Source organism: Deltaproteobacteria bacterium GWC2_55_46 (genome assembly GCA_001595385.3).
Lineage (GTDB): Bacteria > Desulfobacterota > GWC2-55-46 > GWC2-55-46 > GWC2-55-46 > UBA5799.
This window is the reverse complement of the sequence record LVEI03000001.1, coordinates 780,093-796,892: the sequence shown is the minus strand read 5'-3', so window position 1 is coordinate 796,892 and position 16,800 is coordinate 780,093. Positions and strand designations below refer to the sequence as shown.

Below are 16,800 nucleotides of genomic sequence, written 5' to 3'. Positions count from 1 at the left end.
AAATCAATGCGGGTGCTGATGGCTGTGGTCGTGTATGTGCCCGTGTTTTTCGCAATGTGTCTTGCAACCGTTCACCTGGTCTACATGCATTTTACAGTGCTCCATCGTGCACTCGTGCGCCTCGGTGCCGGCGTAAAGGGGCATGGCGAGAGAAGCCGCAAGGACGATGGCTATGCTGAAGCTCAAGATGGCTTGAGCGCGGGGGACTAAAAAGGAATGCTCCTTGTCCTCGAGAAGCCTTCTGATCCTGCCTGAGACCTGCTCCTGGCTCCCGGTTATGGATGGGACCGGCAGCGCCGTCCTGGCCACCTTTAGTATCGCCGATGCGAGGCTCACCTGACCGCCTGTCCTCGCCGCCGCGTCATCGGCCGCGTGCTCGCTTCTAAGCCTCGAGAAAGAGACAATGCGCCCGATGGCGGGCAAGTAGAAGAAGGCGTTCCTCAGGAAGCCGAGGGCGAGGAACCTGAGAGGGTCTTTCCTCTTCTTGTGGCTGAGTTCGTGGAGCAATACTACCTTCAGCTCTTCATTTGAAAGGCTCTTAAGAAGGCCCCTGGACAGGTAGACCGCCGGTTTCAGAAGGCCGTGCGTGAACGCGGCCTTGAGGCTGTCATCGTTTATAAGGATAAACCCGGCGCATCTTTTAGAGAGCGGGAGCCTCTTTATCGCCCTGTTTGTTTTAACAATATCAAAAGCTGCGCGGAAAGAGGCATATACGATGCCTGAGAGCACAAGAAGCGCCCCTGACCAGAAGATGAAGAGCTTTCCCAGTGAGAATATCTCCACGCACCTTACGAAGATGCTCTGGCAGGCGTCGGCGATGGAGCCCGTATATGAGAGAAGGCCGGGAAGGGCGTATGCGAGCCACGCTGCGGTGATAGCCAGGAGCATGACCGGGAGGAGCGCAAACGTTGTCATTTATCCACCTTTACGCGCAGCTCTTTTTTCTTGGATTCGATGAGGACTGAAAGCCTCTCCAGCTCACCAGGGTCGGTGTCAGCGAGGGCATCGACAAAAGAGGCGCATATCCCGGCCGAGGATATGTCCATAATACCCCTGAATACGTCATGGGAGACCGCCTTTGCGAACTCGTCCCTGCTGTATCCTGGCCTGAAGATAAATACGCTTTCGCCCTTCACCTTCTTGACCAGCCCCTTTTTGGCGAGCCTCTCAAGGACTGTGAGTACGGTCGTAAGGGCGACCTGCCTGGAGGAGGCTATCTGAGCGTGGGCCTCCCTGCCGCTTGCTTCTCCTTTTCTCCAGAGGAGTTCCATCAATTCCTGCTCAAGCGGGCCGAGGAGCTTTCCATAGTTTTCAAAATTGGCGCTTTTTGTCATAAGTACCTTCCGACCTCATATTATTCGACAATGTATAGAAAGTCAAGCGGAATTCCTTGCCAATCAGGGCGGTTTACTGTAATATTTGTGAAAATTGAAGCCATTCCAGACAGTATTTCGGAGGTTTTTTGGGTTTCTTTATAACATTCGAGGGCATCGAGGGCTGCGGCAAGTCCACCCAGCTAAACCTCCTTAAAGGCTATCTCGAAAAAAAGGGCAAAGAGGTCGTTGCCGTGAGGGAGCCGGGGGGGACTCTTCTTGGCGAGAAGGTAAGGGCCATACTCCTTGAGAGCGCTGAAGAATCTGTCGACCCATGGGCCGAGCTATTCCTTTACGAGGCATGCAGGGCCCAGCTCGTAACACGCGTTGTGAAGCCAGCGCTTGCCGCCGGCAAGGTCGTTATCTCGGACAGGTTTTACGATTCGACCCTCGCTTACCAGGGTTTTGGCAGGGGGCTTGAAAGGGCGTCGATCAGAAAGCTAAACAGCATCGCAACCGGCGGCCTCGTCCCTGATATCACGATACTTATAGATTGCGAGGTAGAAGACGGGCTCAAGCGGGCCTTTTCGAGGATAGCGTCGGCCAGGGGGGCAAGGGAGGACCGTTTTGAGAAGGAAGAGATAGACTTTCATAGACGGGTAAGGGACGGTTTTCTTAAGGCCGCGAAAAGGGAGGCACGGATAAAGGTCGTCGAGGGCTCGGCGGAAATCTCTACGGTCCACAGGCAGATATGTGATATTATTGATAGGGTTTGGATCAAAGGATGAGCTTCCAGGGCATACTTGGGCATGACCGCGCGATAGGCGTACTCAAGCAGGCTATCGCCGCCGGGAAGGTGGCGCACGCGCATCTGTTTGCCGGCCCCGATGGCATAGGAAAAAAGCTTGTCGCAAGGGCGTTCGCGTTGGCGCTAAACTGCTCGGCTGGGGGCGGGGACGCTTGCGGCGCTTGCGGCGACTGTGTCGCGATGTGCGCAGGCACGCACCCCAATCTGTTAGAGGTCGGTCCTGTTGACGCAGATGGGGAGCCGGATGAGCTTGGGCTGGTCAGGATAGGCCAGGTAAGGGAGGTACAGGGGGCGCTCAGGTACAAGGCCGAACGGGGCATGAAGGCAGTAATCATCGACAGGGCAGACAGGCTCATGCCAGCGGCGGCCAACGCTTTCCTCAAGACCCTTGAAGAGCCTCCCGGGGATTCGGTCATAATACTCATATCCTCAAAGCCGGCAGAGCTCCTTCCCACCGTCCTTTCCAGGTGCCACAGGATAAACTTCCGGCCGCTCCCTGAGGAGACGGTAAGGGCCTTCCTCATCGAGAAGAAGGGCGTCGCCCCAGCCGAGGCCGGGGCCGTGGCCCGCCTTTCCGAGGGGTCGCTTTCAAGGGCCTCAGCCTATATAGATGATGGGGCGCACCATAAGGGGAGGGCGGTTATCGAGAGGCTTTCGGCGCTTGGTCCGGACGACGCGGATGAGGCGCTTAAGTTCGCCGAGGAGCTTTCAAAGCGCGACGACCTCGACGAGATGCTTGACTTCCTAAAGTCGTGGTACAGGGACAGGATAGTGGCCCTTGAGGGCGCGGCCCACCTCATAGCCAACATAGATATGCAAAGGCAGATGAAGGACAATCGGGTCGAAGGCTTCAACCGCCTGCGCTCCGCTTTCCAGGCGGTGGAGGAGGCGAAAAAGAACATCTCGCCGCCTAGGTACGGGAACAAACAACTGACGCTCGAGGCGCTCATGCTGAGGCTCTCAGGCGCGCATTCCATGTAGCGCTGGAGAAAGGCTACTGCGAGGTAAACGATAGATGGTAAAGATAGCTGGAGTAAGGTTCAAGAAGGCCTGCAAGGTCTATGACTTTGAGTCAGGCGAGATAGAGCTTAACCCCGGGGACGCGGTCATAGTCGAGGTCGAAAGGGGCCTCGGCATGGGTACCGTGGTCTACAGCCCCAGGGAGGCCGACCCTGCCAGTATAGCCAGGCAGCTCAAAAAGATCGTCAGAAAGGCCGACCCTGTCGACATAGAGAGGCTCGGCTTCAATACGGAGAGGGAGTACGAGGCCTTCAGAATCTGCAAGGAGAGGATAATAAAATACAGCCTCCCTATGAAGCTTATCAGGGTGGAGTACCTCTTTGACTCGAGCAAGGCGATATTCTACTTCACCTCTGACCTGAGGGTGGATTTCAGGGAGCTTGTGAAGGACCTCGCGGCGACCTTCCATACCAGGATTGAGATGCGCCAGATAGGCGTAAGGGACGAGGCCAAGATGATAGGCGGCCTGGGGCCCTGCGGCAGGGAGCTCTGTTGTTCAGGCTTCCTCGCCGACTTCGAGCCTGTGACCATAAAGATGGCCAAGGAGCAGAACCTGGCCCTTAACCCCGTTAAGATCTCCGGCATCTGCGGCAGGCTTATGTGCTGCCTCTCCTACGAGCACGACTTCTACCAGAACGAGAGGAAGAAGGAGAGGGAAAAGGAGAAGGAAAATAGGGATAAAGGGGAAGTGGCTCCTCAGAAGGAGAAGGGCGACAGGGACCGGGACAGGAAGAGGCCGGGCAAGGCCGCCGAGGGGCAGGGTCATAAGAACGGCTGCGGCGGGTGCGGCAGGCACGGCAGCAGGGACCATGGCCGTAAGGAGAAAAAGAGGGAAGAGCCTGGGAAAAGGGTAGAGCAGCAGAACAAGGAAGAAGAGAAGGGCAAAGAGGGAAAGGGGCAAGGGGCTCAAGAGAATGCCTGAGGAGAAGAAGACTTTTTACGTCACCACCCCCATATATTACGTAAACGACGTCCCGCACATAGGCCATGCCTACACCACCGTCGCCGCCGATTGCCTGGCGAGGTTCAAAAGGCTCAAGGGCCTTGACGTATTTTTTCTCACCGGCACCGACGAGCACGGCCAGAAGGTCGAGAAGGCCGCGGCAGCCGCGGGGCTCGCGCCGCTGGATTTCGCTACAGGGGTCGGGCAGAGGTTTAAAGACCTATGGGCCAGGCTCAACATATCGAATGACGATTTCATACGCACTACCGAGCAGAGGCACAGGAAGGCTGTAGAACGCCTCTGGGATACCGCCGTCAAAAACGGCGATATCTACCTTGGCGAGTACGAGGACTGGTACTGCACCCCGTGCGAAAGCTTCTGGACTGAAAAACAGCTCGTTGACATGAAGTGCCCTGACTGCGGCAGGGCGGTGGAGAAGCTAAAGGAGCCGAGCTATTTCTTCAGGCTCTCCAGGTACGGCGAGAAGCTCCTTAAGCACATCGGGGATAACCCACGGTTCATAAGGCCTGAGAACAGGAGAAACGAGATTACATCCTTCTTGAGGGAAGGCCTCCGCGACTTGAGCGTCAGCAGGACCTCATTCACATGGGGCATCCCCGTGCCAGGCAACCCCAGGCATGTCATGTACGTCTGGTTCGACGCGCTCACAAATTATCTCACAGCCTCCGGATATCCTGACGATACCGGCCGGAATGAAAAATACTGGCCCGCCGACGTCCATCTCATAGGCAAGGACATATTGCGGTTCCATGCCGTATATTGGCCCGCATTCCTCATGGCAGCGGGTATCGAGCCGCCGAGGCAGGTCTTCGCCCACGGCTGGTGGACGGTAGACGGGCAGAAGATGAGCAAGTCAAAGGGCAACGTGGTCGACCCCTGGGCAACCGCCGAGAAGTTCGGGGTGGACCCCTTCAGGTACTTCCTTTTAAGGGAGGTGCCTTTCGGGGTCGACGGGGACTTCTCCGAGAAGGCGCTCGTGGGAAGGATCAATAGCGACCTGGCCAACGACCTGGGAAACCTCTTGAGCAGGTCGGTTACGATGATAGAGAAGTATAGAGGCGGCATTATCCCGTCCGGGTCTGTCGAGCGCGGAGAGCTTGAGGGCAGGGTAAGGTTGCTCTTTAGCGAACTCCCTCGTCAGTACGAGGAGAGGATAGATGATCTTAACTTCTACGACGCCCTTTCAAAGGTCTGGGCTGTGGTAAGAGAGCTCAACGCCTATGTCGACAAGGCCGCCCCATGGAAGGAGAAGGACGAGGCGGCGCTTTCGACCGTGCTCGCGACCCTTGCCGAGGGCTTGAGGATTGTGGCCGTATACGCCTATCCTGCCATGCCAGGCTCAGCGCAGAAGATATGGGAGAGCCTGGGGCTCGAAAAGAATATCTCGCAGGCAAACTTTGACGAGGCTGTGGCCTGGGGTGATTCGTTATCCGGCTCAAGGATAACGAAGATGCCGCCGCTTTTTCCGAGGATTCAGTAAAAAGAAGATCATCGATGGAAAAGCCTTTACTGATAGACACGCACGCCCATCTCGACGACCCGAGGTTCGCCGAAGACATAGACGTCGTCGTAAGGAGAGCCAAAGAGGCCGGGCTTAAATCCGTGATAACGGTAGGCTGCTGGAGCCGCGAGCACGGCTATGGACCGGTACTGAGCGTGCTGGAGAAATACGACTTCCTCTATCTCGCGCTCGGCGTGCACCCGCATGAGGCCAGGGACGCCGTTGGCTCAGGCCCATGGGAAGAGATAAGGCGCGTCGCATTGAAAAAAGAGGGCGGCGGCAGGCTCGTGGCCATAGGAGAGACCGGTCTCGATTACTATTACGACCATTCGCCGAGAGAGGCGCAAAAAGAGGTCTTCGCCAGGCAGATAAGGCTCGCCAGGGAGCTGAACCTTCCGCTTATAGTCCACTCCAGGGATGCCGAGGAGGATACCCTTGAGGTGATGCGCGCTGAGGGCGCCGAAGAGGTAGGGGGTGTGGTGCATTGCTTCTCCGGCTCAAAGGAGATGGCAAAGGCCGCCCTCGACATGGGCTTTTATCTGTCGTTTACCGGGGTCATTACCTTCCCGAAATCCGGCGCGTTAAGGGAGGTCGTCAAATCGGTCCCCATAGAGAATATGCTCGTTGAGACAGACTGCCCGTATCTTGCGCCTGAGCCGTACAGGGGCAGGAGGAACGAGCCTGCCTTCGTGGTAGAGACGGCCAGGGAGATAGCGCGCTTGAAGGGCTTGAGCGCCGATGACGTGGCCAGGATAACAACACTCAATGCCGAGGAGCTTTTCGGGCTCAAGGCGGTCGATGAAAAGGCCAGGATAGCCTACCCGATAAGGAACTCGCTCTACCTCAATATCACCAACAGGTGCTCCAACTACTGCACCTTTTGCGCGAAGTTCAAGTCATATACGGTGAAGGGGCACTACCTGAGGCTCCGCCAGGAGCCGACCTTCGCCGAGGTGATAGCCGCCGCCGGACCTGACCCGGAAGACAAGTACGACGAGATCGTATTCTGCGGCTTCGGGGAGCCGCTCCTCCGGGTCGACCTCGTCAAGGAGGTCGGCATGTACCTGAAGCGCAGGGGCTGCAAGATAAGGATAGACACCGACGGCCTTGCCAACCTGGTGCACGGCAGGAACGTGCTGCCGGAGCTTCAGTTCGTTGACTGCGTATCGGTGAGCCTGAACGCCCCTGATTCACAGACCTACCAGAAGCTCATAAAGACGCCCTTCGGGGATAATGCCTACCCGGCGATACTTTTTTTCATCAGGGAAGCCAAAAAGCACATCCCGAAGGTCATAGCCTCGGCGGTAAGCGTCCCGGGCCTCGATATCGAGGCCTGCCGCAAAGTCGCTGAGGACGACCTCGGGGTAAGGTTCAGGGTAAGGGAATATAATACCGTCGGATGAAGCTCCTGTTGAGATCAAAGCTCCTGGTTCTGTTGCTCCCCGTCTGGATAGGCGGCTCCATCGCCCTTTTCAGGGCAGAGTGGGAAGGGGTAAGATTCGCGTATCTCCTCCAGACGGAACCCGCTGTAAGGGATGCCGCGACGGTAAAGCCCATAGACAGGTTCGCGATAAAGGCCGAAGAGCTGATACCGCGCGGCTCAAAGGTCTTTTTCTTCAACCCGTTCCCACCACGCAGTTCCAGGGGCGGCTTCTATGAGATGAGGATCAAGTACCAGCTCTACCAGAGGAAGCTCGCGCTTGTATCTTTTGATCGGGAATTCGACCCTGCGGCCATAAAAAACGGCGACTACCTGCTCTTCATAACGCCAACTGACACGCCAAATACCTTGGAGAGCGATTTCAGGGAGCGCCTCCCCCTTAAGGAGCTCTATAGCTGGCAAGATCCCGGCGGGGTTATGTCGATCTACCAGACAGAGGCGGATTGGTAACTTAAGACAGGCCCAGCCGTTTTAGAAAGGTTAACTCTCATTTGATATGAAAAAGGCCGTTCCGTTCATCTTCTTCCTGATATTCTGGTCCGTTTTCCTCGCCCTTGCCGGGACCCTCACATCCGGCTTCCATTTTACCGACGACCACGAGATCGTATATTTCTCCGAGAGCATGAAGGGTACGGGCCTATTCACCACGGCGGTGGATCTCATCGGCGGCGACATGGCCTCAGGCAGGTTCCGTCCGCTCTATTACATACACAGGCTTGTCGAGATAAAGCTCTTCGGGACAGGCTTTCTTGCCTGGGGCGTATATACCGGGGTCCTGGCATGGCTCTCTTCCGCCTTTTTCTCGGCATCTCTTCTGGTCTGGGGCTTCGGTCTTTTTGAGGCGCTCCTGTTCCCGCTGCTTTTGCTTCTCGGATTTCAGTCCGCCATCTGGTGGAGGTTTGGCCCGGGCGAGACTCTGGCTATGTTCATCCTGTCGGTTATGTCCCTTTCCGCCGTTCTCGGCGCGAAGAGGAAGAGCCTTGCCTTTGACGCCCTCTTCGTGCTCGCGGGTATCCTCATGATGCTGGTAAAGGAGACCTTCATCCCCTTTATCCCCGCGATGCTGTTCTTCAAGGTCTGGGCCAGCCGCTTGAGTTGCCGGGGTTGGCTCGAAGCTGCGAAAAAGAATGCCGTTCCCATAGCGGTCCTCCTTGCCGCAAGCGCGGCAGGCCTTCTTTTTATCAAGCTCATGATAGGAACCTCTGGCACGGGCTATGCCGGCTATGAGGGCTTTAGCGCCCTTTCCTTCCTTTCGGCGATCGTAAATTACCTCTTCGCCGCCCAGGGCTGGCTCATACTCGCCGGGCTGGCGCTTTTGCTTGCTACATCAAGGGACGCCCTGGGGGCCGCCCGCGAGGTCATGCCGTCCATGGTGCTTCTCTTGTTGTCGGTAGTCCCGCAGGCGCTTGTCTACGCGAAATCAGGCGTAAGCGAAAGGTACATACTCCCCGGCGCCTTCGGCCTGGCCTTTATGTCCGTACAGATGATAACTCTCGTGGGGGAGAAGATGAAAGCCCGGAGGCAGTCATTCAGCGCGCGCTCTCTGGCGGGATGGGGCGCAGCCGCGGCTTCCGTCCTTATCGGGGCGTGGATGATGAGCGGCCCGAAGCTTTCGATAACCTTCACCGTACCCAACCTTGAAGCGCTCTCTCAGTTCAGAAAGGTGCCTTCAATGGCCTTTGCCACAGCCGGTTTTCACAAGGCGTCACAGCAGGTGATACCGTGGATCCTCCTTGCTATCGCCGCCTTCAGCGCCTACGCAAGCAGGACAGCCGCCGTCGGCAGGTACTTGAACCAGAAGACGCTTCTCATGCTGCTTGCGGCGTGGGCGGTCCTTTTTAACCTGTCGATCTCCTTTGATAAAGGGTTTCTTTCTGCCCTTCAGGGCCGGACCACGAACGAATGGATCGCGTCTATCGAGGAGAACACCGGAAGGGACGACCTGATAGTCGTAGCCGGAGACCCGGCGCTCAATTACGAATGGGCGCTTTCTCTAAAAAGGTACCTGAACATCAAGTCCGGACGGACCAACCTTTATTTCCATCCGGTCATGACCAGTACGTCATATAACGCCTTTGACTCTACGCTCATAAATTCCGCCGGCCAGTTGTATGGCGGCAAGGGGCTGGACTCCATCCCTGACAGGAGCGTCATAAAGGCCATAGTAATATTCCCGGGAGCTGAGGAGAAGTTCCTCGCGGACTCACCCTGGCTTGACCGCTCCAGGTACAGGAGATACGTAAACGAGTATAACTTCGCGGCTTATTACAGGGCATACTGACCCGGGAGGGAAAAAGAGGGCGGGTCTCCGGTCAATCCTTTGGCAGGGATCTTTCCTTCACGATGTAGTGCGGCCTTCTTTTTGATTCTATGAAAAGCCTTCCGAGGTATTCGCCTATTATGCCGAGCATCAGTAGCTGCACCCCGCCGATAAAGAGGACGCTTATGATGACCGAGGTCCAGCCCGATATGGCCCTGTCGGTGAATATCTTCAGGAAGAAGGCGTATGAAGCGTACAGGAAAGACGAGCAGGCGATAAAAAAGCCGAGCAGCGTCGACAGGTGAAGTGGCTTGGTGCTGAACGACGTTATCCCGTTCATCGCCAGGAAGAGCATCTTCCTGAAAGAGTACTTCGATTCTCCGCACGTCCTTTTGTTCGGCGCGTATCTCATCCCGAATTGGCTGAAACCCATCCAGTTGACCATGCCCCTTACGAAGAGGAACCCTTCCGGCATCTCCCTGAACGCGTCCACGGCCTTTCTGTCCAGGAGCCTGAAGTCTGCCGTGCCATGTTCGAATTCTAAGTCGGAGAGACTGCTCATCAGCCTGTAAAATATCCTGGCTGACGTCCTTTTGAAAAATGAGAGATTCGGGTTCTCTTCCCTGATGGTAAATACGACCTCATGGCCTTCGCGCCATTTTTCTATCATGGCGGGTATCAGCTCCGGCGGATGCTCCATGTCAGCGTCCATGGAGATAACGCAATCGCCTGAGGCGTGGTCGATGCCGGCCCTTAGCGCGTTCTGGTGGCCGAAGTTCCGCGAAAGCGAGATGTATTTTATCTTGCTGTTCGCCGCGTGGAGCCGTTTGATGACCTCCAGCGTCCTGTCCCTGCTGCCGTCGTTCACGAAGATTATCTCGTAGCCGGGGTAAGCGGACAATATCGGGAGAAGGCTGGAGGCGACCTTTTCTATGTTGCCCTCCTCGTTGAAGCAAGGGACCACTACCGAGACGGTGAATTTGTCAATGTCTTCTGCCATGGCTCCTTATTAGCATAAAATAAACCATTTTGACACCTTAATCCTATAATGGTATCCTGAAATATCGGAGTCTAAACAAATGTCATTCAGATCGGGTTTTGTTTCCATCATAGGCAGGCCCAACGCGGGCAAGTCCACCCTGTTGAACAGCATACTGGGCGAGAAGATATCTATCGTCTCGCCAAAGCCGCAGACGACAAGGAACGTCGTAAGGGGGGTCAAAAACCTCGACGGCTGCCAGATAGTATTCTTGGATACCCCCGGCATCCACAAGGGCAAGGGCCTCCTTAACGAGTTCATGGTCAAGCAGGCTGTCTCGTCGATACGGGACGTGGACGCGGTGGTGCTCCTTGTCGAGGCAGACAGGACCGTATCAGAGGACGATCTCTACATCATAAAGGCGCTGGAAAGGCTCAAGTGCCCGGTGCTCCTCGGCATAAACAAGGTGGACAGGGTCGACAAGAGGTTGATACTCCCTATCATCGACCGGTACACGAAGATGTACGCCTTTAAAGACGTAATACCTCTTTCCGCCCTCAAGGGAGAGGGTGTGGAGCTATTGGTCAATACCCTTTCCGCTCTCCTGCCAGAGGGGCCGAAGTACTTCCCCGACGACGTATTGACGGACGTGCCGGAGAGGTTCATAGCAGCCGAGATAGTGAGGGAGAAGGTATTTATCTTCACAAGGGAGGAGATACCGTATTCGGTAGCCGTCACTATCGACAGGTTCGAGGAAAAAAAAGAGGTCATCTCCATCGCCGCCACCATAAACGTCGAGAGGGACTCGCAGAAAGGCATCGTAATCGGCAAGGGCGGCGCGATGCTCAAGAAGATAGGGACCGCCGCGAGGGAAGATATCGAGAAGCTCCTCGCCTCGAAGGTATTCCTTGAGTTGTTCGTCCGCGTTCAGAAGGAGTGGACGAAGAAGCCGGGGGCGTTAAAAGAATTCGGGTATTAGCAGCCTGCTGAAAATCATATTATTTATTCAGCTTCTAAAAGTTTGGAAAGGATTGCGCGGCACAGTAAATGAAACCTATAGTAGCTATCGTCGGCAGGCCGAACGTCGGCAAGTCGACGCTTTTCAATAAGCTCCTGGGCAGGAAAAAGGCGATAGTCCACGACATGCCGGGGGTCACAAGGGATCTTAACTTCGCGGACGTCGAAGAAGAGGCGCGCCCGTTCACGATCGTCGATACCGGCGGCTTCGAGGCCGCCACCGGCGATATAATCCTCGATCAGGTGAGGGAGCAGGCACGGGTCGCCATCGAGGACGCCGACGTCATAGTATTCGTCATGGACGGAAGGGTTGGATTGACTCCTCAGGACTCCGACCTCGTAGGCATGCTCCGGAAGGCCGGCAAGCCCGTTATCTACGCCGTGAACAAGATAGACACGCCCAGGCAGGCCGCGCTCACCGCTGATTTTTACTCGCTCGGCATCGAAGAGGCGCTCGGCATATCAGCCGAGCACGGCCTTGGGATAAACGAGCTTATAGACGAGATAATGAAGAGGCTCCCGGAGCGCTCGCCGGCGCCTGTTGACGAGGAGAGGATAAGGGTAGCCATAGTCGGCAGGCCGAACGTCGGAAAATCCTCGCTCCTGAACAGGATAATAGGAAAGCCAAGGGCGATCGTCAGCGACATCGCCGGCACCACGAGAGACCCTGTTGACATGCCGGTAGACCTCGGCGGGGGAAAGTACCTCTTCATAGACACCGCCGGCATAAGGAAGAAGAACAAGGTCAGCATGACCGTCGAGACCTACTCCGTCATGGAGGCGATAAGGTCGATAGAAAGATGCGACGTGGCGGTGCTTGTCATCGACGGCAAGGACGGCGTAAAGACGCAGGACGAAAAGATCGCGGGCCTCATCGAGGAGAGGAAGCGCTGCTGCATGGTGGTCGTCAACAAATGGGACCTCGTCGAAAAGGACACCAGGACCGCCGACCACGCGAAGGATACCCTCCGGGGGAAGCTCCCATTCATCTCTTACGCCCCGGTGCTCTTTATCTCCGCGCTATCCGGGCAGAGGGTCCCGAAGGTATTGGAGACTGTCGACGGGCTCGTCGAGAAATCCAGGAGGCAGATAGCGACCTCGGCCATCAACAGCGCCCTTGAGTCTGTGACGAACAGGCACCGGCCGCCGTCCTTCAGGGGCAAGGAGGTCAAGTTCTACTACGCTACCCAGGTAGGCACCATGCCGCCGACATTCATAATCTTCGCAAACCACCCAGAGGGGGTGGAGCCTTCCTATGAAAAATACCTCACATCCGGCCTGAGGGAGGCCCTCGGCCTTGAGGAGGTCCCGCTCCGGCTCGTTTTCAGGAGAAGGCATTGAGGCATGAGGGAATTCATATCCGCCGCCAGTGAGGGCATAAGGATATTCCGCAAAAACGGCAGCATGACAAACGCGGCCGCCATCTCCTTTTACGCCTTCTTTTCACTGATCCCGATAATGTTCCTTATAATCGCGGGCGCAGGCTTTGTCCTCGGCGCCAGGCCCGACCTTGAGGAGAGGATAATCGGCATGGTCAGGGAGAGCCTCCCGTATATCGGTGGAGGGCTTGTCAGGGACTTAAGGACGCTCTCGGAGAACTGGCAGACCTTCGGATGGCTGGGCCTCCTTTCTCTCATCTCAGGCGCCGAACTCGTCCTCAACGCCATGGTAAAGGCCCTTACCTCGATATTCGATACAGAGGAAAGGTTCGGTTTTTTCAGGACCAGGCTGATAGGCCTCGTCGTGATATTCCTGGCAATAATGTCCGCGCTGGCCTCGATATCGGTGACAGCGCTTTTCTTCTTTCTTGACAGGTTCGAGATAGACCTCTTCGGCCTTGGTTACGTCTACGGGCTTCTCCTTATCCTTGTCTTCGGATACCTCGCGCCACTTATGCTGATATCTCTTGTGATAGCTGTTGTCTACAGGGTGCTTGCCGGGGGGAACCTCGACTTGAGGCACGCCTTTTTCGGGAGCGCGCTCTTTGCCATCCTGTGGGAGGCGGCCAAGCAGCTCTTCGCCCTCTACGTCTCCAATTTCCTGAGCTATAATAAGTTCTACGGGTCGCTCGGCACCCTCATGATACTGCTTTTGTGGATATTCTATACGATGAATATCTTTCTTTTCGCCGCCTCCATGGCCAGGGCCTCTTACCTGAGGTCAAAAAAAGGGCACGCTATATAAAAAAGCCCGTTTTCAGAAGGGTTAAGCGTCAAATAAACGGAGATTTTTATTGTAAAATCCAGAAATATATGACAGAATGTTTTTATTTAAATTTGAATGAAAACAACTCATTACAAAGGGGAATAGATGAACCAGCTATATAAGAACATAGCCATGTGGCTCATAATCATAGCCACAGTCGTGCTGATGTTTAACCTTATAAGCTACAAGCAGCCATCCTTAGAAAAGGTCGTTTTCAGCGATTTTATCCAGCAGGTCGAGTCCGGGAACGTATCCGAGGTCACGATCCAGGGTAATAACATAAACGGCAAATACAAGGACGGCAAGGTCTTTCAGACATTCTCCCCCCAGTACCCTGACCTCATATCGAAGCTCAGGTCGAGCGGAGTAAAGATCGCCGCCGAGCCGGTCGTGGACAGCCCTTCATGGGGCACCATATTCGTCTCATGGTTCCCGATGATACTCCTCATCGGGGTCTGGATATTCTTCATGCGCCAGATGCAAAGCGGCGGGGGCAAGGCCATGAGCTTCGGCAAATCCAGGGCCAAGCTCCTTAACGAGAGCCAGCACAGGGTGACCTTCAAGGACGTAGCCGGGATAGAAGAGGCCAAGGAAGAGGTCGAGGAGGTAATTGAGTTCCTGAAGGACCCGAAGAAGTTTACCCGCCTTGGCGGACGCATCCCCAAGGGTGTGCTTCTGGTAGGCCCTCCGGGCACCGGTAAGACCCTTCTCGCAAGGGCGATAGCCGGAGAGGCAGGCGTCCCTTTCTTCTCTATATCCGGGAGCGATTTCGTTGAGATGTTCGTTGGGGTCGGCGCATCGAGAGTAAGGGACCTCTTTGTGCAGGGAAAGAAGAACGCGCCCTGCATAATATTCATAGACGAGATCGACGCCGTGGGCCGCCACAGGGGCGCTGGCCTTGGCGGCGGCCATGACGAGAGGGAGCAGACTTTAAATCAGCTCCTCGTCGAGATGGACGGCTTCGAGTCCAACGAGGGCGTCATCATCATAGCCGCCACCAACAGGCCGGACGTGCTCGACCCGGCCCTTCTCCGTCCGGGAAGGTTCGACAGGAACGTTGTCGTGCTCAAGCCCGACATAAAGGGCAGGGAGGAGATACTCCGGGTACATACCTCTAAGACCCCGCTCGCGCCCGACGTCGAGATGGATGTCATCGCAAGGGGCACACCGGGTTTTTCCGGCGCAGACCTTGCAAACCTGGTGAACGAGGCGGCCCTACTTGCCGCCAGGAGGGGCAAGGACAAGCTTGAGAAGGCCGAGTTCGACGAGGCGAAAGACAAGCTCCTCATGGGCGCCGAGAGGCGGTCCATGATTATAAACGAGGCCGAGAAGAAAAGTACTGCTTACCACGAGGCTGGCCATACGCTCGTGGCGAGGCTCATACCCGGCACAGACCCCATACACAAGGTCTCGATAATACCGAGGGGCATGGCCCTTGGCCTTACGCAGCAGCTCCCGATAGACGAGCGGCATACCTACAGCAAGGAATATCTCATCAACAATATAGCGGTGCTCATGGGCGGCAGGGCGGCGGAGGAGCTTGTCCTTCACCACATGACCACAGGCGCCGGCAACGATATCGAACGGGCCACAGAGCTTGCCCGCAAGATGGTATGCGAATGGGGCATGAGCGATAAACTCGGCCCGCTTACGTTCGGCAAGAAGGAAGAGCATATATTCCTCGGCAAAGAGATGGCGCAGCGGAGAGATTTCAGCGAAGAGACCGCCGAGGAGATAGACTCCGAGATAAAGAAGACGGTCATCGAGAACTATGCCAGGGCCAGGAAGCTCATCGACTCGAACATGGGCGTCCTGCACAGGCTCGCAAAGGCCTTGCTTGAAAAAGAGGTCCTGGACGGCCCAGAGATAGACAGGCTCATATTCTCCGGCGACGACGAGGGGCCAGCTGACCCTGGGCCTTCCGGGTCCAGGCCTGAGACGCTCAAGCCTGAGGACGCGGCCAGCCTCGGGGTTTCCGTAAAGTAGCCGCGGCCCAAATCCCGTTTACGCCTATCTGTCGTTCATAAACCGGCCGCACAAGCGGCCGGTTTATATTCCGATAAAATTTCTTCCGGATAGACTCTGGTGAGGTTGCCTGTAAGATGCCTTGAGATAGCTTGTGCCGATAGGTCGCGCTCGGAGATGGAGCGGATCGGCGTGGATCCGGCCGGGGCCAGGATAATGGCCCCCAAGCAGCTCCATTATAACCTCAAGGTAGAAGGGCTTACCCCCGCCCAGGCGAATATCCTCAAGCAGGACATCCTCTCCATAGGGGGCGAGGCGGCTGTTGCCAGAGGCGTGGCCTCGTGCTCGGTAGAGCGGACGGACGCCATAGTCTCCGGCACCATGGCGCACTTCCTTGCTCTTTTCGAGAAGCTTGCCCGCCAGGCATTCGGCCTCCCTGAGATAGCCGCCTCGATGAAGGAGGCCATCAAGGGTATGGACCAGCGGACCTATGTTGTAAAGGGCGGCGCTGAGAGCTTCACCATAGGCCCGTCTACTCTTATAATGGGCATACTGAACGTCACCCCGGACTCTTTCTCTGACGGGGGCGCCTTCGTCGATCGTGGCAAGGCGGCGGCCAGAGGGCTTGAGATGGCCGAAGAGGGAGCCCGCTGGATAGACGTCGGCGGAGAGTCGACGAGGCCTGGGGCAAAGCCCATTTGCGCGGAGGATGAGTTGAAGCGCGTTCTTCCTGTCGTAGAGGCTTTATCAAAGGCAGGGCTTACCGTATCAATAGATACTACGAAGGCCGCTGTCGCGAAGGCGGCCCTTGAAGCCGGAGCTTCGATAATAAATGACGTGAGCGCATTGACGGCTGACGACGCGATGGCAGATGTGGCGGCGGCAAGCGGAGCGCCTGTCATACTCATGCACAGGAGAGGCACTCCGGAGACGATGCAGCTTGATACCCGCTACGCCGACCTCATGGGCGAGGTCTACGGCTGGCTCCATGGCAGGGTCGAGTTCGCGGTCTCAAGGGGGATAGACAGGGACAGCATCATCGTAGACCCCGGCCTGGGCTTCGGTAAATCGATGGAAGGCAACCTTGAAATACTCGGCAGGTTGAAGGAGTTTAAATCGCTCGGCAGGCCGGTGCTCGTGGGGGCTTCGAGAAAGTCGTTCATCGGCAGGATAACCGGCGGAGCGGATGCCGGGCAGCGGCTTTCCGGGACCCTTGCCGCCTCGGTTGCCGCGGTCATGAACGGGGCTTCCATCCTGAGGGTCCATGACGTGAAAGAGGCAAAGGACGCGGCGCTGGTGGCGGACGCAATCGTAAACCATAGATAAT

14 protein-coding genes and 1 pseudogene are annotated in these 16,800 nt (G+C 56.3%); 12 read left to right on the top strand and 3 right to left on the bottom strand.

The window, feature by feature from the left end:
• Nucleotides 1–3: 3 nt before the first annotated feature.
• Nucleotides 4–915 carry a hypothetical protein gene (locus A2V21_303825; GenBank protein OIJ73469.1) on the bottom strand — a complete coding sequence of 304 codons (912 nt, stop codon included), beginning with the start codon at nucleotides 913–915 and terminating at the stop codon, nucleotides 4–6.
• Nucleotides 912–1,334 (bottom strand): hypothetical protein, encoded by a 423-nt coding sequence (locus A2V21_303820; GenBank protein ID OIJ73468.1) that lies wholly within the window; start codon nucleotides 1,332–1,334, stop codon nucleotides 912–914. The genes A2V21_303825 and A2V21_303820 overlap by 4 nt, the downstream gene beginning before the upstream one ends.
• A gap of 128 nt (nucleotides 1,335–1,462) precedes the next feature.
• Here A2V21_303820 and A2V21_303815 point away from each other — a divergent pair, with 128 nt between their 5' ends.
• Genes A2V21_303815 through A2V21_303785 form a run of 7 tightly spaced genes read left to right on the top strand, consistent with a single transcriptional unit; the run spans nucleotide 1,463 to nucleotide 9,328 of the window.
• Nucleotides 1,463–2,101, top strand: a complete 639-nt coding sequence (locus tag A2V21_303815) for a dTMP kinase (GenBank protein OIJ73467.1) — start codon at nucleotides 1,463–1,465, stop codon at nucleotides 2,099–2,101.
• Nucleotides 2,098–3,102, top strand: a complete 1,005-nt coding sequence (locus A2V21_303810) for a DNA polymerase III subunit delta' (GenBank protein ID OIJ73466.1) — start codon at nucleotides 2,098–2,100, stop codon at nucleotides 3,100–3,102. The genes A2V21_303815 and A2V21_303810 overlap by 4 nt, the downstream gene beginning before the upstream one ends.
• 34 nt (nucleotides 3,103–3,136) lie before the next feature.
• Nucleotides 3,137–4,063 carry a hypothetical protein gene (locus A2V21_303805; protein ID OIJ73465.1) on the top strand — a complete coding sequence of 309 codons (927 nt, stop codon included), beginning with the start codon at nucleotides 3,137–3,139 and terminating at the stop codon, nucleotides 4,061–4,063.
• Nucleotides 4,056–5,585, top strand: a complete 1,530-nt coding sequence (locus A2V21_303800; GenBank protein ID OIJ73464.1) for a methionine--tRNA ligase — start codon at nucleotides 4,056–4,058, stop codon at nucleotides 5,583–5,585. The genes A2V21_303805 and A2V21_303800 overlap by 8 nt, the downstream gene beginning before the upstream one ends.
• Nucleotides 5,586–5,599: 14 nt before the next feature.
• Nucleotides 5,600–7,009: a radical SAM protein gene (locus A2V21_303795; protein OIJ73463.1), complete on the top strand. Its 1,410-nt coding sequence runs from the start codon at nucleotides 5,600–5,602 to the stop codon at nucleotides 7,007–7,009.
• A complete protein-coding gene (locus A2V21_303790) occupies nucleotides 7,006–7,497 on the top strand; it encodes a hypothetical protein (protein OIJ73462.1) in 492 nt (163 codons plus the stop codon). The genes A2V21_303795 and A2V21_303790 overlap by 4 nt, the downstream gene beginning before the upstream one ends.
• 46 nt (nucleotides 7,498–7,543) lie before the next feature.
• A complete protein-coding gene (locus tag A2V21_303785; GenBank protein OIJ73461.1) occupies nucleotides 7,544–9,328 on the top strand; it encodes a hypothetical protein in 1,785 nt (594 codons plus the stop codon).
• A gap of 31 nt (nucleotides 9,329–9,359) precedes the next feature.
• Here the strand turns inward: A2V21_303785 and A2V21_303780 are convergent, their stop codons facing one another.
• The gene (locus A2V21_303780; protein ID OIJ73460.1) at nucleotides 9,360–10,307 is read right to left on the bottom strand and encodes a glycosyl transferase family 2; all 948 of its coding nucleotides are present in this window, start codon (nucleotides 10,305–10,307) and stop codon (nucleotides 9,360–9,362) included.
• 79 nt (nucleotides 10,308–10,386) lie between these two features.
• Here A2V21_303780 and A2V21_303775 point away from each other — a divergent pair, with 79 nt between their 5' ends.
• From A2V21_303775 to A2V21_303755, 5 genes and pseudogenes are all read left to right on the top strand, one after another.
• Nucleotides 10,387–11,265: a GTPase Era gene (locus A2V21_303775; GenBank protein OIJ73459.1), complete on the top strand. Its 879-nt coding sequence runs from the start codon at nucleotides 10,387–10,389 to the stop codon at nucleotides 11,263–11,265.
• A 68-nt stretch (nucleotides 11,266–11,333) separates the two neighbouring features.
• Complete coding sequence (locus A2V21_303770) at nucleotides 11,334–12,644, top strand: ribosome biogenesis GTPase Der (GenBank protein ID OIJ73458.1); 1,311 nt, start codon at nucleotides 11,334–11,336, stop codon at nucleotides 12,642–12,644.
• 3 nt (nucleotides 12,645–12,647) lie between these two features.
• On the top strand, nucleotides 12,648–13,487 hold the full coding sequence (locus A2V21_303765; protein ID OIJ73457.1) for a hypothetical protein: 840 nt from the start codon (nucleotides 12,648–12,650) through the stop codon (nucleotides 13,485–13,487).
• A 126-nt stretch (nucleotides 13,488–13,613) separates the two neighbouring features.
• Nucleotides 13,614–15,389 (top strand): annotated as a pseudogene (locus tag A2V21_303760) (cell division protein FtsH).
• A 261-nt stretch (nucleotides 15,390–15,650) separates the two neighbouring features.
• Nucleotides 15,651–16,799, top strand: a complete 1,149-nt coding sequence (locus A2V21_303755) for a dihydropteroate synthase (GenBank protein ID OIJ73456.1) — start codon at nucleotides 15,651–15,653, stop codon at nucleotides 16,797–16,799.
• The last annotated feature ends 1 nt before the right edge of the window (nucleotide 16,800 follow it).